11 protein-coding genes are annotated in these 15,251 nt (G+C 66.9%); 6 read left to right on the top strand and 5 right to left on the bottom strand.

The features are described from left to right. Nucleotides 1-33: 33 nt before the first annotated feature. Nucleotides 34-2,757, top strand: coding sequence for a DNA mismatch repair protein MutS (gene mutS / locus KF724_10320; GenBank protein ID MBX3356074.1), 2,724 nt, complete (start codon nt 34-36; stop codon nt 2,755-2,757). 181 nt (nt 2,758-2,938) lie between these two features. After that, on the top strand, nt 2,939-3,505 hold the full coding sequence (locus tag KF724_10325; protein ID MBX3356075.1) for a thioredoxin family protein: 567 nt from the start codon (nt 2,939-2,941) through the stop codon (nt 3,503-3,505). A 15-nt stretch (nt 3,506-3,520) separates the two neighbouring features. Here the strand turns inward: KF724_10325 and obgE are convergent, their stop codons facing one another. From obgE to KF724_10340, 3 genes are all read right to left on the bottom strand, one after another. Further along, nucleotides 3,521-4,546, bottom strand: coding sequence for a GTPase ObgE (gene obgE, locus KF724_10330; GenBank protein MBX3356076.1), 1,026 nt, complete (start codon nt 4,544-4,546; stop codon nt 3,521-3,523). 101 nt (nt 4,547-4,647) lie between these two features. Next, nucleotides 4,648-4,926: a 50S ribosomal protein L27 gene (locus KF724_10335; GenBank protein ID MBX3356077.1), complete on the bottom strand. Its 279-nt coding sequence runs from the start codon at nt 4,924-4,926 to the stop codon at nt 4,648-4,650. A 194-nt stretch (nt 4,927-5,120) separates the two neighbouring features. Further along, on the bottom strand, nt 5,121-5,876 hold the full coding sequence (locus KF724_10340; GenBank protein MBX3356078.1) for a hypothetical protein: 756 nt from the start codon (nt 5,874-5,876) through the stop codon (nt 5,121-5,123). A gap of 71 nt (nt 5,877-5,947) precedes the next feature. Here KF724_10340 and KF724_10345 point away from each other — a divergent pair, with 71 nt between their 5' ends. The 4 genes from KF724_10345 (at nt 5,948) to KF724_10360 (ending at nt 11,630) form a co-directional block, all read left to right on the top strand. Further along, nucleotides 5,948-6,907 (top strand): GNAT family N-acetyltransferase, encoded by a 960-nt coding sequence (locus KF724_10345; protein ID MBX3356079.1) that lies wholly within the window; start codon nt 5,948-5,950, stop codon nt 6,905-6,907. A 487-nt stretch (nt 6,908-7,394) separates the two neighbouring features. Further along, the gene (locus KF724_10350; protein ID MBX3356080.1) at nt 7,395-8,897 is read left to right on the top strand and encodes an ATP-binding protein; all 1,503 of its coding nucleotides are present in this window, start codon (nt 7,395-7,397) and stop codon (nt 8,895-8,897) included. Then, the gene (locus KF724_10355; protein ID MBX3356081.1) at nt 8,894-10,462 is read left to right on the top strand and encodes a hypothetical protein; all 1,569 of its coding nucleotides are present in this window, start codon (nt 8,894-8,896) and stop codon (nt 10,460-10,462) included. The genes KF724_10350 and KF724_10355 overlap by 4 nt, the downstream gene beginning before the upstream one ends. Before the next feature lies 1 nt (nt 10,463). After that, nucleotides 10,464-11,630, top strand: a complete 1,167-nt coding sequence (locus KF724_10360) for a DegT/DnrJ/EryC1/StrS aminotransferase family protein (protein ID MBX3356082.1) — start codon at nt 10,464-10,466, stop codon at nt 11,628-11,630. A gap of 84 nt (nt 11,631-11,714) precedes the next feature. Here KF724_10360 and KF724_10365 read toward each other — a convergent pair whose 3' ends face one another. Together KF724_10365 and KF724_10370 are read right to left on the bottom strand one after the other, a co-directional pair. Then, complete coding sequence (locus tag KF724_10365) at nt 11,715-12,929, bottom strand: M20/M25/M40 family metallo-hydrolase (protein MBX3356083.1); 1,215 nt, start codon at nt 12,927-12,929, stop codon at nt 11,715-11,717. A gap of 1 nt (nt 12,930) precedes the next feature. Then, nucleotides 12,931-15,225, bottom strand: a complete 2,295-nt coding sequence (locus KF724_10370; GenBank protein ID MBX3356084.1) for a diaminopimelate epimerase — start codon at nt 15,223-15,225, stop codon at nt 12,931-12,933. Nucleotides 15,226-15,251 lie beyond the last annotated feature (26 nt).

Below are 15,251 nucleotides of genomic sequence, written 5' to 3' on the forward strand. Positions count from 1 at the left end.
TCGACGCCACCTCCAGGGCGCGACACGCCTGCGATGCGCCAGTACTACCGCTTCAAGGCGGAGCACCCGGGGTGTCTTCTGCTCTTCCGGATGGGGGACTTCTATGAGCTCTTCGATGACGATGCCGTGGCAGCGCACCGCGCTCTCGGGATCACCCTGACCGAACGCACGAAGGGCGTGCCGATGGCGGGTGTGCCCTTCCACGCGGTCGAGAGTTACCTGCGAAGACTCATCGACCAGGGCTTTCGCGTTGCGGTCTGCGAACAGGTGCAGGATCCGCGCGAGGCGAAGGGTGTCGTCGAACGGGCGGTCACACGCGTCCTGACGCCGGGCACGCTCGTTGATGAGGCACTGCTCGATGACTCGGCGACGAATCTTGCAGCGGCACTCGTGCCCAGCGACGAAGGCGTGGCGCTGGCCATGTCCGAGCTCTCGACCGGCGCGTTCACCCTTCGACTCCTTCGTCATGAGGAGGCGATTGGCGAACTCATTCGCCGAGCGCCGCGAGAAGTGCTCATCTCCGATGCACTGAGCGACACCGAGCGATCGCAATGGCGCGCCCATGCCATGGGATGCAACGCCTCGCTCGCGGAGCGCCCGGGCTGGCAATTCCAGGATGGGGAAGCGGCCGAAATCCTGCGCCGCCACTACGGCGTCGCCAAGCTTGAAGGCTTCGGTCTTCCCGAGCGCGGGGCGCTCACCACCGCGGCAGGCGCGCTGCTCGCCTTCCTGCTCGAGTCGCATGGTCGTCGGGAGAGCGAGGGAAGCGTGGCCGATGGCACGGCGACGAGTGCGATTCGCGGCGCGGCTGCGAGTGGCGCCGCCGAGGCGTTCGCGCGGCGCTCGGCCATGGCGAAGCCGCTCTCGCACCTGCGCCCGCCGCGCCTCGAGCAGGCCGACGACACGCTCCATGTTGACCCGACGACCCTTCGAAGCCTTGAAATCGAGCGAACCTCGCGTCGCGGGTCTGACGAAGGCTCGCTCCTCTCGACGCTCGAGCGGCCGCGCACCGCCATGGGGCGTCGTCGCCTCCGCGAAGCGTTGACCTTCCCTCTCGCTCGACGCGACGCGATCGAGGCGCGGCTGCGCCAGGTCGCCGCACTGGTCGACGACGCGACGCTGCGCGGTGCCATGCGCGCGAGCCTCGAACCGATTCAGGATGTCGCTCGCATCGCCTCCCGCGCGGCGCTCGGCCGCGCCACGCCGCGCGATGTGTCGGCCCTCGGGCAGAGCGCCGTCGGATGCGAACAGGTGGCGCACCTCGCCGGTGAGCACAGCGCGTTCGCGACGCTTGCCTCGGCACTCGAGGCCGATCTCGCCGTGCTGGCGACGCTGGGGGAGGAGATTCGCAGGAGCTGTGTCGAGGCTCCCCCGGCTCATCTTCGAGAAGGCGGCCTCTTTCGTAACGGCATCGACGCGGCGCTCGACGAAGCGAGGGTTCTCCAGCGCGACGCCGATTCGTGGCTCGCCGACTTCCAGCGCCGGATGATCGACTCCAGCGGAATCGCCTCATTGAAGGTCGGCTTCAACCGCGTCTTCGGCTACTACATGGAGATCACGCACGCCCACCGCGATCGCGTGCCCGCGGACTTCATTCGCATTCAGACACTGACCGGACGCGAGCGCTACTCGACCCCTGAGCTCCGTGAGTTTCAAGGGAAGGTCGAGAGCGCCGAGCGACGCGCACTCGATCGTGAGCAGGCGCTCTTTGCGGATCTCTGCGCGAGAATCGCCGCGGCAGGTGAGGCGATCCTGAGGGTGAGCGAGGCCATTGCCTCGATCGACCTCGTCAGCGCCTTCGCGGAGACCGCCGCCACGCGGCGCTGGTGCCGACCGGAACTCGTCGTTGCGCCATGCCTTCATATCGTGGGGGGTCGGCATCCCGTCGTCGAGCGGGCGCTCGAATCGAAGTTCGTTCCGAACGACTGCTCGCTCGGCAGCGGTGATCAGCCAGCCCGCCTTGCGCTCATCACGGGACCGAACATGGCCGGCAAGAGCACCTTCATCCGGCAGAACGCGATCATCGCGCTCCTCGCCCACGCGGGCAGTTTCGTGCCGGCGGAGCGGGCGGAGATCGGTCTCGTCGATCGCATTCTCACGCGGATCGGCAGCGCCGATGAGCTTCACGCAGGCCAGAGCACCTTCATGGTGGAGATGGTCGAGACGGCGCTCATCCTGCATCATGCGACCGAGCGGAGCCTCGTGATTCTCGATGAGATCGGCCGTGGCACCAGCACCCTCGATGGTCTCAGCCTTGCGTGGGCCATTGCCGAGACGCTCGAAGCGCGGCGATGCCGAACGCTCTTTGCGACGCACTACCACGAGTTGACCCAGATCGCCGACCGCAGCGACCGCGTGGTCAATCTCCATGTTCGGGTCCGCGAGTGGAACGATCAGATCGTCTTCCTCCATCGCATCGAACCGGGTCGGAGCGATCGGAGTTACGGCATTCATGTCGCGCGCATCGCTGGGCTTCCGACGGAGACGATCTCGCGCGCGAAGGCGATTCTCGAGGGTCTCTCCGTGCAGCACGCGGCGCCGGAGTTGTCGGCCGATGCGCCCTCGGGACCGTCGTCCACGGCGACCGGGGCCACGACGACCGCGACACCGCGAGGTGCACGCCGCCAGCCGGGGCTCTTTGATGAAGCGCCGCCACACCCGGCGCTCCGCGACCTTCGTGAGATCGACCTCGACCAGCTCACGCCGCTCGCCGCGTTCGATGCCCTCCGTCGGCTCAAGAGCCTGCTTGGCGAGTGACCCTTCGTGCGGGTGTCTCCGGCGCTCAGTCGCGCGACGCCCCGCGACTTCGCCCATTCCCCCCGCAAACACACCCCGTCGCGCCAACTCGCCCGTCGGATCGACCGATCGGCTCCTCATCGATCCGAGGCTGAGCGCCCCCGTCGCTCAACACCGTCCGACACTCCCTACAGTTGTCGCCATGGATGAAGCTCTCCTGCGCCGCTCCTTCGAAGCGGCCGATGACTATGCGACCTACCTCGCCTCCGATCCCGGACGCGCTGAGCCCTGGAAGCGGGCCGGTGAAGGTGTCGCCCTGACCCCGCCGCAGCGTGCCCTGGTCGAAGGCTTCACCCGCGAGATGAAGGTCCTCGTCGTCTCCGGGATCTGGTGCGGCGATTGCTCGGCGCAGGGGCCGCTCCTTGAGGCGATCGCCGCCGCCAATCGGCGCATGATCGACCTGCGCTGGGTTGATCGGGATGAGCACGGAACCCTTGCGGACATGGTGATGATCTGCGGCGGTCGTCGCGTGCCCACCGTGATCTTCATGGGGGAGGACTTCTCCTTCATCTCGCTGCTCGGCGATCGAACCCTCTCCCGCTATCGCGCGATGGCGGCGCGGCAACTCGGACCGAGCTGTCCAGTTCCAGGAGCGGCCGTTGACCGCGAGGAGCGGAGCGCGACCTTGCAGGAGTGGCTCAACGAGTTCGAGCGCGTCCAGCTTCTTCTTCGGCTCTCGCCCCGCCTCAGGGCGCTGCATCAGGACTAGAGCACCGCGACGCGGTCACGAGAAGCGCGGCGCCGATTCCGCCTTCTCAGAGAGAGCCCAGCACGCCTCAAGAAGTTCAGGCAACCCGACGCCAGTGGCGCCTGAAATCGCCAACGGAGTCCTCGAGAGTCCCATCGCCGCGCCGATCGCGCGGCACACGGACGCCTGCTCCTCATGTGGCACAAGGTCGAGTTTCGAGAGCACCACCAACTCGGGCTTCCGAGCAAGGTCCACCGAGAAGGCTTCGAGCTCACCACGGATCGCGCGATAGCGATCCGCTGGTGGCGTTCCATCGGTTGGCGCCATGTCCACCAGGTGCACGATCACGCGAGTCCGCTCGATGTGACGGAGAAAGTCGTGCCCGAGTCCGGCGCCCTGCGCGGCTCCCTCGATCAGGCCCGGGAGGTCGGCGATGACGAGGCGTCGATCACCCGGCAGCTCGGCGATGCCCAGTTGCGGCGAAATGGTCGTGAAGGGATAGGCGCCAACCTTCGCATTCGCTCGGCTGATGGCTCGCAGAAGCGTGCTCTTTCCCGCGTTCGGCATGCCAACGAGACCGACATCGGCAATGAGCTTGAGCTCGATGCGAAGAGAGCGCTCCTGCGCGTCCTCGCCGGGCGTCGACTCTGTCGGTGCCTGCCGCGTGGCACTCTTGAAGCGCTCATTGCCAAGTCCGCCCCGACCTCCACGCGCCACCACGAACTCCTGCCCCGCCTCGGTCAGATCAACAAGCAACTCGTCCGTCTCGGCATCGAAGACCTGCGAGCCGAGCGGCAGGGCGACTCGGATCGACGCACCGTCAGCGCCGTGACAACTCTTGGTCTGCCCCTTGCCGCCGTTCTCGGCGAAGAAGTGCATGCGGTAGCGGAAGGCGATCAGCGTGTCGAGATGCGGATCTCCCACGACGATGACATCACCCCCGCGGCCGCCGTCGCCACCGTCGGGACCGCCCTTGGGCATGAACTTCTCCCGCCTCATGTGGGAGCAACCATCGCCTCCCCGGCCCGAGCGCACCTTGATGACGGCGTGATCGACGAACATGCGCAACTTCACCTTCGACCGCGGCCCATGTCGGGCGGCGTCGTGCTCGATTCCGAAGGGGTCAGGTTGAGATCAGCCCGAAGCGAGCGGCGGCGTTCGCCTCACTTCGCCGCATCGCGGGCGAGCCGCGGGGACGCAGGATCCGAAGGAATCACATCAACGATGCGACCGCGGAAGCGGACCGTGCCGTCAATGAGCGCCATCAGGGAGTAATCCTTGGTCTGCTGCACCTGGTGGCCCGCCTTCCAGCGCGTGCCGCACTGCGTGAGGATGATCGCGCCGGGCTTGGCAGTCTGACCGCCATAGAGGCGGACGCCTCGGTACTGCGGGTTCGAATCGCGACCGTTCTCAGTTGAACCCTGACCCTTCTTGTGTGCCACGGCGAAACTCTCCTCTTTGGATGGCCCGAGCGGCCACCCGAATATCAAGCCTCGCAGCTCCATCGCTGCGGCGGATCGCGGAGTATAGCGACAATCCTGGCGGGATCGAGGCCGCCCCTTCATCGGGCGAATGGCAGACCGTTCCAGAGGCTGCGGTCAGGGCTGGCCCCCCGGGGCCGGCATTCGAGGTCCGATCAGCGCCAAACCCAGCGGGGGTTGGGCTCACGGCCTTCATCGAGGAGTTCGAGCGCTTCACTCCCCCGCGGAATCGCATCTCCCGGCACCGCATAGGCGATCCGGTACTGCTTGCGAACCTCGGCCTGCTGACCTCGCCCATCGCGCACGAACTGGCGCTCGCTCGAGAGGTTCGACACGAAGACGAACAACTCCTTGCTCGCCAGACTCGTGACCTTGAAGACGACGATGCCTTCCTTGGCGTTCCCCTCGCCAATGAGGATGTCTCCCAGGATCGTGTTCTGATCTTCAACCAGCGGACTCTCAAGACGACGAAGGAGCATGCGGCTCACTTCCGACGGAACGCCCTGCCCGGAGACCGTGATGCGACCCTCATCATCCACGAGCTCGAACTTTGGCGAGAATCGCTGATCACTGTTTGAGTTGTTGGTCGCCTTGTAGGTCATGTACCAATAGGGCGTGCCGTCGCGCGAATCGACGAAGAGACGCATCGGACCTGGCTCAAGGTCGATCTGCCACGCGGTCGCCGCCTCGGAACGAGCGCGAATCGACGGCCGCCCGTCGCCCTCACCAGAGGTGGCATCCGCATCGCTGCCGATGGCCCCGGGCACCGGTGCCATGTCGTCGGCGCGTCCATCCTGTGCAGACGCAGCGGCGTGCAATCCCAGCACACTCATCGCCGCGAAAGCGCCTCCGAGAAGAAGACCGATTGAGGAGCGAACGAAACCGGGTTGGGCCAATGGGCTGCTTCGCATGACTCTGGGAGTGTAGCGGCGGAGAAAATCGGGGCCATGGCGAGTGACTCAGCGGCGGCTACCCTCTCCTTGTGACGCTCGTCTCTCCGGCATCCCCGCAGGCTGACCAGCCCCTGCCCCGAGTGCGCCGAGCCACGGGCCACGACCGGCTGCCCGTGCTGGCGCGGCTGCTCGGACGCGACGCTCATCATGCCGCCCGCTTCGAGCGATTCGCGGCGGATGAGCGCCTCTCCCTCGACCATCTCTGGGGTGCCTTCGACGACTCGGGGCGCGTGAACGCGGCGCTCCTGCTCACGCCCTACCCGGGGCGCACGGCGATGCTGACTCTCTCCACATTGCGCTCTCGGGAAGAGGAGAGCGCCGCCCGCGAGGCCTTGCTGACGGCTCTCTCAGAAGCCGCCACGATGGACCTCGCCATTGTTCAAGCGCTCTTTGAGCCTCGCTTCGATCGTGAGATCGGTGTGCTACGCGACTCCGGCTTCCGGCGCCTCGCAGCGCTCGCCTCGATGGAGCGCGCCATGGCGCGTCCCGTCCGCGGACGGGTGGAGGCCTCTTCGCCGCTTCCTCCTGGCGCCACCCTCGAGGGCTACGCCGACGACGCGGAAGGGCGACGGGCGCTTGCGGGACTTCTCGAAGCGACCTATCGGGACACGCTCGACTGTCCGGGTCTGGCTGGAATGCGGCGTCCGGAGGAGGTCCTCGAAGGTCACCGTCGCGGCGGTCGCTTTGATCGTTCCTTGTGGACCATCCTCCGGCTTGAAGACGAACCGGTCGGCGCCGTGCTTTTGAACGCGGCGCCGCAGATTCAGGCGTTGGAACTCGTCTATCTCGGTCTTGTGCCCGAAGCGCGGGGTCGCGGATTCGGGCGGGTGCTGCTTGAGCGAGCGCTGTCGCTCGCGTCGAGAGAGGCCGTGAATCGCATCGTGCTCGCGGTCGACGAAGAGAACACGCCGGCGCTGCGCCTCTACCGCGCCGCCGGATTCCGCTGCGCGAGCCGGCGCGTCGCACTTGTGCGACCACTGCGAGCATGAGTTTTCGGCGCTTGGCGCGGCGGTAGCAGAACGCTTCAGCCACCGCAACTCGCCATGCGCGCATTGAAGACGCGGCGCGGTAGCAGATCGTCAAGGCGCCCGTTCGATGCGCCACTTGTCCACATTGCACGGACACTGCGCGGCCGACAGGATGTTGCGCAGAATTTTGCGCCGCGTAAGCCGCGTGTTCATGGCACTTGGCGCTCTCGAAGTCCCATGCGCAAGCCCGCTCTCATCGGGATCCCTCTTGGCGCAGCGCAAGATCTCACTATCTTTCCCGCTTCGCTCAAGGATGAGCACCTCAACGACCGTCCGATCCCGGTCGTCGCGCTCGCCCCTGCGGGTTTCGCGCGACGGACGCTTCCGGGATCCGACGCTCGGCGAGCGCTGTTCCGGCCACTGATGGCATCGTCTGGAATCCGGGCTTCCCTGACCCCTTTCACCGGGTCGGCGCGGTGTGTGCGCGTCCGATCCTGGGAGACGCTGCATGCACCAGGATGGTGATGGACCCAAGATTGAACCCGAGACCAATGCCCTCTCCCCTGCGGCCCAACAGATCTCCGGCCACCTCCGCGAAGCGATCGGAGTGCAGCGCTACCGCCTCTGGTTCGACGGCGGAACGAATCTCGAGGTCGACGGCGACGAGGTTCGCGTGGAGGCCGCCACGCAGTTCGTGGCGGATTGGATCGGCCGGAACTTCCGAACGGAACTTGAGTCTGCGGCCCGAGACACACTCGGCGCCGGAGCGCGCGTCCGATTCGGCGTTGCCGCGCCCCCTGCGGGGCGTCCGGGCGACGCTGCGGATGACGCCGCTTCGCGTCGGGCTCGGGCGCGACTCGCGCACGCTGCGGGCACGATGCCCGCGGCCCGGATCCCGGCGGGCCACGGCGCGGACACGGATGCCGCGCCGGCCCGTCGGCCCGAGACCCGTCGCTTGAGCGACTTTGTCGTCGGCGACTCAAACCGCGTCGCCTTCGATGCCTCGCGTCGCGTGGCGGAGGCGCCGCCGGCGGCGGTCCCCAATCTCTTCCTCCATGGCGGGGTCGGCCTCGGCAAGACGCACCTGCTCCAGGGCATCTGCCATCGGCGACGGGAGCGCTATCCCCGCGAGCGCATTCGTTACACGACGGGCGAGCAGTTCACGAACGAGTATGTCGCGGCGGTGCGAAGCGGATCGCTCGAGACCTTCCGAGCGCGCATGCGACGGCTCGACCTGCTCTGCATCGACGATGTGCACTTCATTGCAAACAAGGCCGCCACCCAGAACGAGTTCATGCACACCATGGACGCGATCGACCGGATCGGCCGCGTGGTGCTCGCCTCCGACGAGCATCCGCGGCAAATCCGGCGCGTGAGTGAAGGCCTGCTGAGCCGCTTCCTCGCCGGTGCCGTCGTGCGGATCGACGCCCCCGACCGCGCCACTCGAGTGGAACTCGTCGAACGACTGGCAGCGCAGCGGCGCATGGACCTCACACCGGAGGCCGCCGATGCCGTCGCGGGCGCCTGTGTCGGAAGTGTGCGGGAAATCGAAGGTGCACTCGCCCGCCTCGCGGCCATCCAGATGGTCGAGGGCACGCTTCGCGAGCCGATCAGCGCGGGTCTGGTGGCGCGAGTCCTTCGAGATGATCGCGCGCAGTGGCGACGCGGACCGCTTCGGGCCGACGACATCGTGCAGGCGGTCATTGAGCGACTCGATGTCTCACGCGAGCAACTCAGCGAAGGGAGCCGGCATCGCCGCGTGGTGCTCGCCCGCGGCGTGGCCGTGTACCTGCTGCGCGAGTTGACGAACTTCAGCTTTCCCGAGATCGCCCGCCTCTTCGGCAAGGGGGGACACTCCTCGGCGCTGGGCGCCGACCGGCGCCTTCGGAGCATGCTGGCCGAGGATGAGACTGTCGTCGATGTGCCGGGCGGTCCCATCTCTCTCAGGGAGCTCGTCGACCACCTCCGCCACAGCCTTCTTCGCAGTGCGGACGGTACGATGCCCCGATGATGCCGCTGGTCGGGATCGTCTCGCTGACTGCCACCGTTGCCCTCGCTGCGGCAAGTCCGCAGGATCGCTACGCGCCGCCAGATCCCTACGAGATGAACATCCGGTCCCTGCGCGAGGCGGTTCGAATGCCACCCGCCGGCGGCCGAAGTTCAGGCCTGCTGGCCCTCATCGAGCTCGAAGATCCCGACCTTCGTCCCGTGTTCCAGTCGCTCGTGCAGCGACAGGATCGTCCGGTCATGCAGGCCGATGCCGTCGTCGGCATCGCGACGGTCGATCCGAAGCGCACGGTCGATCCCTTCGTCCTTCGACAGGTGAGCAATGTCGCGTTGCGCTCCGAGATCCTCAAGACGCTGATTGGTCGCGGGCTTCTCCGTCCTTCGGAGATCGATCAGATCCTGCGCTGGCCCGATGAACTGCTGCCTGAAGATCGCCTCTTCCTGGTGGCGACGCTTGAGCGTGAGGGCGCGCCCTGGGAGACTTCCGAGCTGGCGACGATGCTCACCTCCGAGGTGGCGGAGTTCCGCGCTCTGGCCGCGCTCCTGCTCCTTGAGCGCGGTGACTCGACGGCGTGGGATGAGTTCCGCCCACTCATCGCCGAAATGCCGCCGAGCGATCGCAACGCGCTCCTGTCCACGCTCGCCCCCGCCATTCGGGCGTACCGGCTGGAGGCGGCAGCAACTCAGCTTCTTCGCATCGCCTCGGATCGTTCGGTGGATGCGAATGTCCGCGCCGCAATCATCGGTTCCTCGCTCGAGCTTGCTCCAGCCGCCGGTCTCCGCGCCCTTCGACAGGAAGTCGCCGAGGATCGCTCGACGCTGAATCTCTCTCGATACGCCCTGCTTCTGCTGGTCACCGCGGAGCGGGAAGGCATCGATCCCGAAGCTTTCGATGACTTCGGAGCCGATGCTCCGAGCGAGGTCCGCACGCTGATCGCCGCTGCACGCTGCGCTCACGGGGGGCCCGACTGCGCCGACGCCTTCGTTGCGGTGCTGAATCTCGGAGTCCGGCCCGCAGCCGAGTGGGTGATGACTCGCGCTGACGCGATTGCTGGCGAGGACCCCGCTCTGGCCATCAGGGTCATGAACCATGTGCTCGATCTCTCGGTGCAGGCTCGTTCGCCGAGAGAGCCCATCATGATCATGGCCGTCCGCGCCGCTGAACGACTGGTCGCGCTTGACCCTGAAGGTCTTCGAGCACGAATCCTTGATCCGGCCACGCCGTCAACTGTGATCGAGGCGATCTTCGTCGGTCTCGTCGATGCCGCGAACGATCGGGAGTGGGTCCGTGCCACGCCTGATCCGGATCGCATCGCCGCCCGCCGCGCGTCCGCAGCGCAACTGGCTTCGTCGGTCCGAGGTCGGCTCCCCCGCCGCTTCGACTCGATGGCGCTCGTGGCCATCGCGCGGGCCGGCGCGCCGCTCTCGCAGGCCGACATCCAGCAACTTGGAACGATCGGGGCTGGAGGCGGGCGCGTGGATGAGCCCCTCCAGATTCAGGCCGCGTGGTTCTATCTCAAGGCGTTGGGTCGTCATCGAGAGGCCCTCGCCCGACTGTCGCCCGAGTGACATGCCAGTCATTCCACTGAACCAGCCTGAGTTGACGAAGGAGGACCTTCGCGCGGTCTCTGAATCGCTGCGACGAGGTCGCCTGGTGATGGGGCCGTCGGTTCTGGAGTTCGAGCGCCTCATGGCGGAGCGCACGCGCCGGCCTTATGCAATCGCTGTCGCGAGCGGTGGTCTTGCGATGGAGATCGCCCTCAAAGCTCTGGGCATCGGTCCCGGCGACGAGGTTCTCGTCCCGGCATTCGGTCACGCGAGCTATGCCCACAGTGTGCTCCACTGCGGGGCGCGCCCAGTGTTCGTGGATATCGAACCTCGGTCGCTCTCCATGGATGCCGCTCGCGCCGAGCGGGCATGCACCGTGCGGACCCGCGCGATCCTTGCCGGTGCTCCCTTCGGGAATCCCATCGGCCTTCCCGCGCTTGTCTCCCTCTGCACGCGCCTCGAGATTCCGCTTGTCGAAAATGGCGGCGAAGGTCTCGGAAGCGAACTGGGCCGAGACTGCGTCGGTCGATTCGGACGGATCGCGAGCTTCGGCTTCTTCGTCAATCGCCCCGTGACGACCGGTGAAGGAGGCATGCTCGTCACCCATGACGATCATCTCGCCGCCGCATGCCGTGCGCTCCGCAACCAGGGGCGCATGGACCGCATGAGTTTCCCCGGCCAGGATGCCGACCTCGGGATGATTCTCGACCATCGCTGCGATGGCTATGACGCGCGCATGCCGGAACTCTGTGCAGCGCTTGGGGCGAGCCAACTCAGCCGACTGGATGAGACGATGGCGCGGCGCCAGGAGATCGTCGAAGAGTATGTCGCGCGACTGGCCGGCAACTCCGATCTCATTCTTCCCACGGTCCCTGAGGGAGCGAAGATCAGTTGGTCCGCCTTCGTCGTGCGGCTTTCAGATCGCTTCTCCGCGCTGGATCGCGACCTCATCATCAACACCCTTCATCGCCATGATGTCGGTGCGGCGAACTACTACCCCTGCCAATCGCTGCTGCCCCATGTTCGAAGCGTGCTCGGCACCCAGCAGGGAGATTTTCCCGTGGCTGAGAGCGTGGCGGGTCGAACCCTGGCGCTACCCCTCTACGATCGCATGACCAGCGAGGATGTGAAGACGGTGGCGCAGGTCCTCGAGATCGCCATCGGGCGCCTGAATGTCACGCGCGACTGAGCACCGCGATCGCGAGTGACTTGGCGGCTTGTCGCGGAGAGGCGATCGCTGACCCTCCTGTGTGGCCCACTTCCGGCGAGTCGATTACGAGTGGCCCGGCTTGAGAAAGGCGTCAACGCGCAGCGCCGTGATCGCGAGCAGGGCCGCGCGATGGCCGAGAGACGAGAGCTCGACGAACTCATCGTGGCGATGGAGGTTCCCGCCGCACACACCCATCGAGTCGAGGGAGGGAAGCCCGGCATCCTCAAGCACATTGCCGTCGGAAGAGCCGCCGGTCGCTCGCTCGCTCAGCGGATGCCCGAGGTCCTTGGCTGCGCCGAGGCAGATGTCGATCAACGGCCTGAGCGCCGCAGTCAACGGCTTCGCCGGACGATTGAGTGAGAGTTCGACGGTGACGCACGGTGGCTGGTCGGGGGTGCCCATCGCCAGTGGCTCAAGCGCTCTTGCAATGGCCTCTCCCGCCGCGCGGTCACGAAAGCGCACGGAGCCCTTCGCGCGGGCGTGGGCCGGAACGATGTTCGAAGCTTCACCCCCCTCGATGACCCCGATGTTCACGATGCGACCATGTTCGACGGCGCTCACGCGCGCCGCGGCCGACATCGCCTCAGCGAGCGCGGTGATGGCGGAGACTCCCGAGGCGAAGTCCCGCCCCGCATGGGCTGCCCGACCATGGGCCTCGATCAGCAGTTGACCCGAACCCATGCGTTCGATCACAAGTCCGCCGCCGGGCAGCGCCGGCTCCAGCACAAACGCCGCTCCATGCAGCGGCGCCAGCGCACGAAGATGCTCCATGCTGTGGTAGCTGCCGGTCTCTTCGTCGGAGTTGAGAACAACGGTCCAAGGCCGCGCGACCCCTTCGGCATGGAGCGCCTCGAGCGCGGCGATCATGATCGCGAGCCCTCCCTTCATGTCGCTCACGCCGGGACCGATCGCCCGATCACCCTCACGCCGGAAGGTCGTGAAGGAGCCATTCGGATCAAAGACCGTATCCAGATGACCGCAGAAGAGAAGTGGGCGAGATCGACTCGGCGATGCGCCCAAGGGACCCTCGACGACCAGTGTGGGCGGGATCGGATCGCGCGGTCCCACGAAGCCCGGCGCCACGGCACCCGGCAACTCACGAGCGACGCCTCCCAGGGCTTCCAAGCGATGGCGCAGGATGCCGCGAAGCTCCGTGAGCCCAGGGGCGAAGTTCCATCCTGTGGGGATGTTCACCCACGCTTCGAGATCCCGCTCGATTGACGGCCGAGCCTTCTCCAGTCGTTCGACCAGGCGGACCTCCAGTGCGGAGAGCGCCATCTCAGCGTCCCGCCCCGGTTGTGCGAGGTGGCGCGGCAAGCTCGCCGCGGAAGACCTCGATGGCGGGCCCGCTCATGCGCACCGAGCGACCGACACCGGGCCATGCGAGTTCGAGCGCTCCTCCCGGAAGATGGGCCATGATCTCCGGCCCGCTTCGTCCGGTCAGCACACCCGCGACACAGACGGCGCTCGCACCGGTCCCGCAGGCGAGCGTGATCCCGCTCCCCCGCTCCCATGTTCGCATGCGCACCTCGCGCGGCGAACGAATCGTGACGAAGTGCACATTGATCCGCTGCGGAAACCACGGATGGCGTTCGAGGTGAGGCCCCACGCGCTCGAGTGGGATCGCGTCGAGATCGCTGGCGTAGAGCACAACATGGGGATTGCCGAGGGAGACGAGCGTGATCGCCGGTTCAAGGCCCGCGAGGCGCCGCCACGATCCGTCGAGCTCACCGAAGAAGGCCGCTGGAAGAGGATGATCGACCACGGGGCTTCCCGCATCGACTCCCGGAATTGCGGCGGGAATGCGGCTCATCGCCAGGATGGGCTCGCCCATCGAGACCGACGCCGTCGACACCCGGCCATCGGGGCCGAGGCGCCAATCGATGTCGAGGACTCCGCGCGCCGTCTCGACTCGCAGCGGCTTCGCTTTCGACCGACCGCTGTCGACGACGAACTTCGCGACGCAGCGAATGCCGTTGCCGCACATCTCGCCTTCACTGCCGTCGGCGTTGAACATCCTCATGCGGGCATCGGCGCGCTCGGGTTCGCTCGGACGACTGATGAGAATGAGCCCGTCGGAGCCGATGCCGAAGTGACGATCCGAGACGCAGCGTGCCATGGACGCAGGGTCATCGATGCGCTCTTCGTCCGCATCCACATAGACATAGTCGTTGCCGAGACCCTGCATCTTGACGAACTTCATGGCTGACTCCGTGGGAGTCATCTTAGAGCCGCCATCCCGAAGGGGCGGAAGCGCGATGAGCCCATCGAGCAGCGTGACCACGATGGCAAGGACAATCAGCCCCTGCATCCAGCGCATCTGGCGATCGACGGGCAGATTTCGCTTGGCCACGCCGCTCAGCGCCGCCAGGCGGCGGCGACGCGAATCGATCGATCCATGCCGGAAGGATGGCCGTGTCGGCGGGATGCCGTTGGCATAGGCGACGATCGCGAGCGCCCGGCGCATCGCCTCGACCGCCGCGGGCTCGATCGTCTCACATGGTGAAAGGGACACGGCCGCATACGCGTCGGCCTGGCGCTCGCAGAGGCGCGACATGGTCCCGAAGAAGAGAACCACCAACCCAAGCAGGAGCCCGAGCGCCACCCACTCCCCTGCTGCACCCCTCAGCACCGGGGGCGCCCACCACTCCATGAGCGTGGTGATCCCGACTCCACCTGCGCCCACGCCGCCAATGCACGCGCCGGCCAGCCATGCCATGTGGCGATGCCTGAGGTGTCCCGCTTCATGGCCCGCGACCGCAAGGGCCTCTTCATCCGTCAGCGAGTCGATGAGCGCATCAGTCAGCAGCACCCACCGCACGCGCGGCAGGATGCCGAGGGCAACGCCATTCATCATCGTGCCCCCGGTGTTCCAGAGGCGCACCTCGCAGACACGGACCTTGTTCTTGGTGAAGAGGGCCTCCATGCGCTCGCGAAGGTCACCGCGCTCGGGCAACGGTGCAGTCGAGAGCGCGGGAATGACGAGCGCGGGCGCCAGCAGGAGGGCCGCAATGGCGCAACCGAGGCCCACCCATTCACTCCATGCGCTCCCCGCCGGCATGATGCGAGCCACGACCTCCTGTGCCGCGAGCACCGTTCCGACGGGCACGAGCAGGAGCGGCAGGAAGATCCGTGCCTGGGTCAGGACGATGGCCACCCGCGACATCGATGGCGTGTGCCGCACTACGAACGCCGAGTGCGCCGACCACGCGATGATCATCGCGGCGATCGCCGGCGCGATCGTGATCGCTTCATCGACGAGGATCCAGTCGCCGATCCACTGCTGCACCAGATCGAACCAGCCGAACCCGAGAATCGCCGCCGCCAGCCAGAGTGGAGCAAACGCGCTCACCAAGCGGGTCCGTCGCGCCGATCGACTCCAAGCGCGGTGTCCCGCCCCGGGGCGATTCCAAGGCAGCACACTTGCGCCGATGGCGAGCAGCGCCACACCGATGGTGCCGGCGAGGACCAGAAGCAGCACCACCCCATCGCCGAGCGCTTCCGGCTCGATCCATGTCGCCACGCCGGCTCGCCGCAACACCAGCGCGGCGATGAGGACGAAGAGAGCCGCCATCAGGAGTGCCTTGCCCTCATGCCTCG

The organism is Phycisphaeraceae bacterium, assembly GCA_019636735.1.
Lineage (GTDB): Bacteria > Planctomycetota > Phycisphaerae > Phycisphaerales > SM1A02 > VGXK01.

What these genes read in the sequence shown, in the direction of transcription:
- mutS (MBX3356074.1), top strand. Translation starts at nt 34, where the DNA reads ATGCGCCAGTACTACCGCTTCAAGGCGGAGCACCCGGGGTGTCTTCTG.
- KF724_10325 (MBX3356075.1), top strand. Translation starts at nt 2,939, where the DNA reads ATGGATGAAGCTCTCCTGCGCCGCTCCTTCGAAGCGGCCGATGACTAT.
- obgE (MBX3356076.1), bottom strand. Translation starts at nt 4,546, where the DNA reads ATGTTCGTCGATCACGCCGTCATCAAGGTGCGCTCGGGCCGGGGAGGC.
- KF724_10340 (MBX3356078.1), bottom strand. Translation starts at nt 5,876, where the DNA reads ATGCGAAGCAGCCCATTGGCCCAACCCGGTTTCGTTCGCTCCTCAATC.
- KF724_10350 (MBX3356080.1), top strand. Translation starts at nt 7,395, where the DNA reads ATGCACCAGGATGGTGATGGACCCAAGATTGAACCCGAGACCAATGCC.
- KF724_10355 (MBX3356081.1), top strand. Translation starts at nt 8,894, where the DNA reads ATGATGCCGCTGGTCGGGATCGTCTCGCTGACTGCCACCGTTGCCCTC.
- KF724_10360 (MBX3356082.1), top strand. Translation starts at nt 10,464, where the DNA reads ATGCCAGTCATTCCACTGAACCAGCCTGAGTTGACGAAGGAGGACCTT.
- KF724_10365 (MBX3356083.1), bottom strand. Translation starts at nt 12,929, where the DNA reads ATGGCGCTCTCCGCACTGGAGGTCCGCCTGGTCGAACGACTGGAGAAG.
- KF724_10370 (MBX3356084.1), bottom strand. Translation starts at nt 15,225, where the DNA reads ATGGCGGCTCTCTTCGTCCTCATCGCCGCGCTGGTGTTGCGGCGAGCC.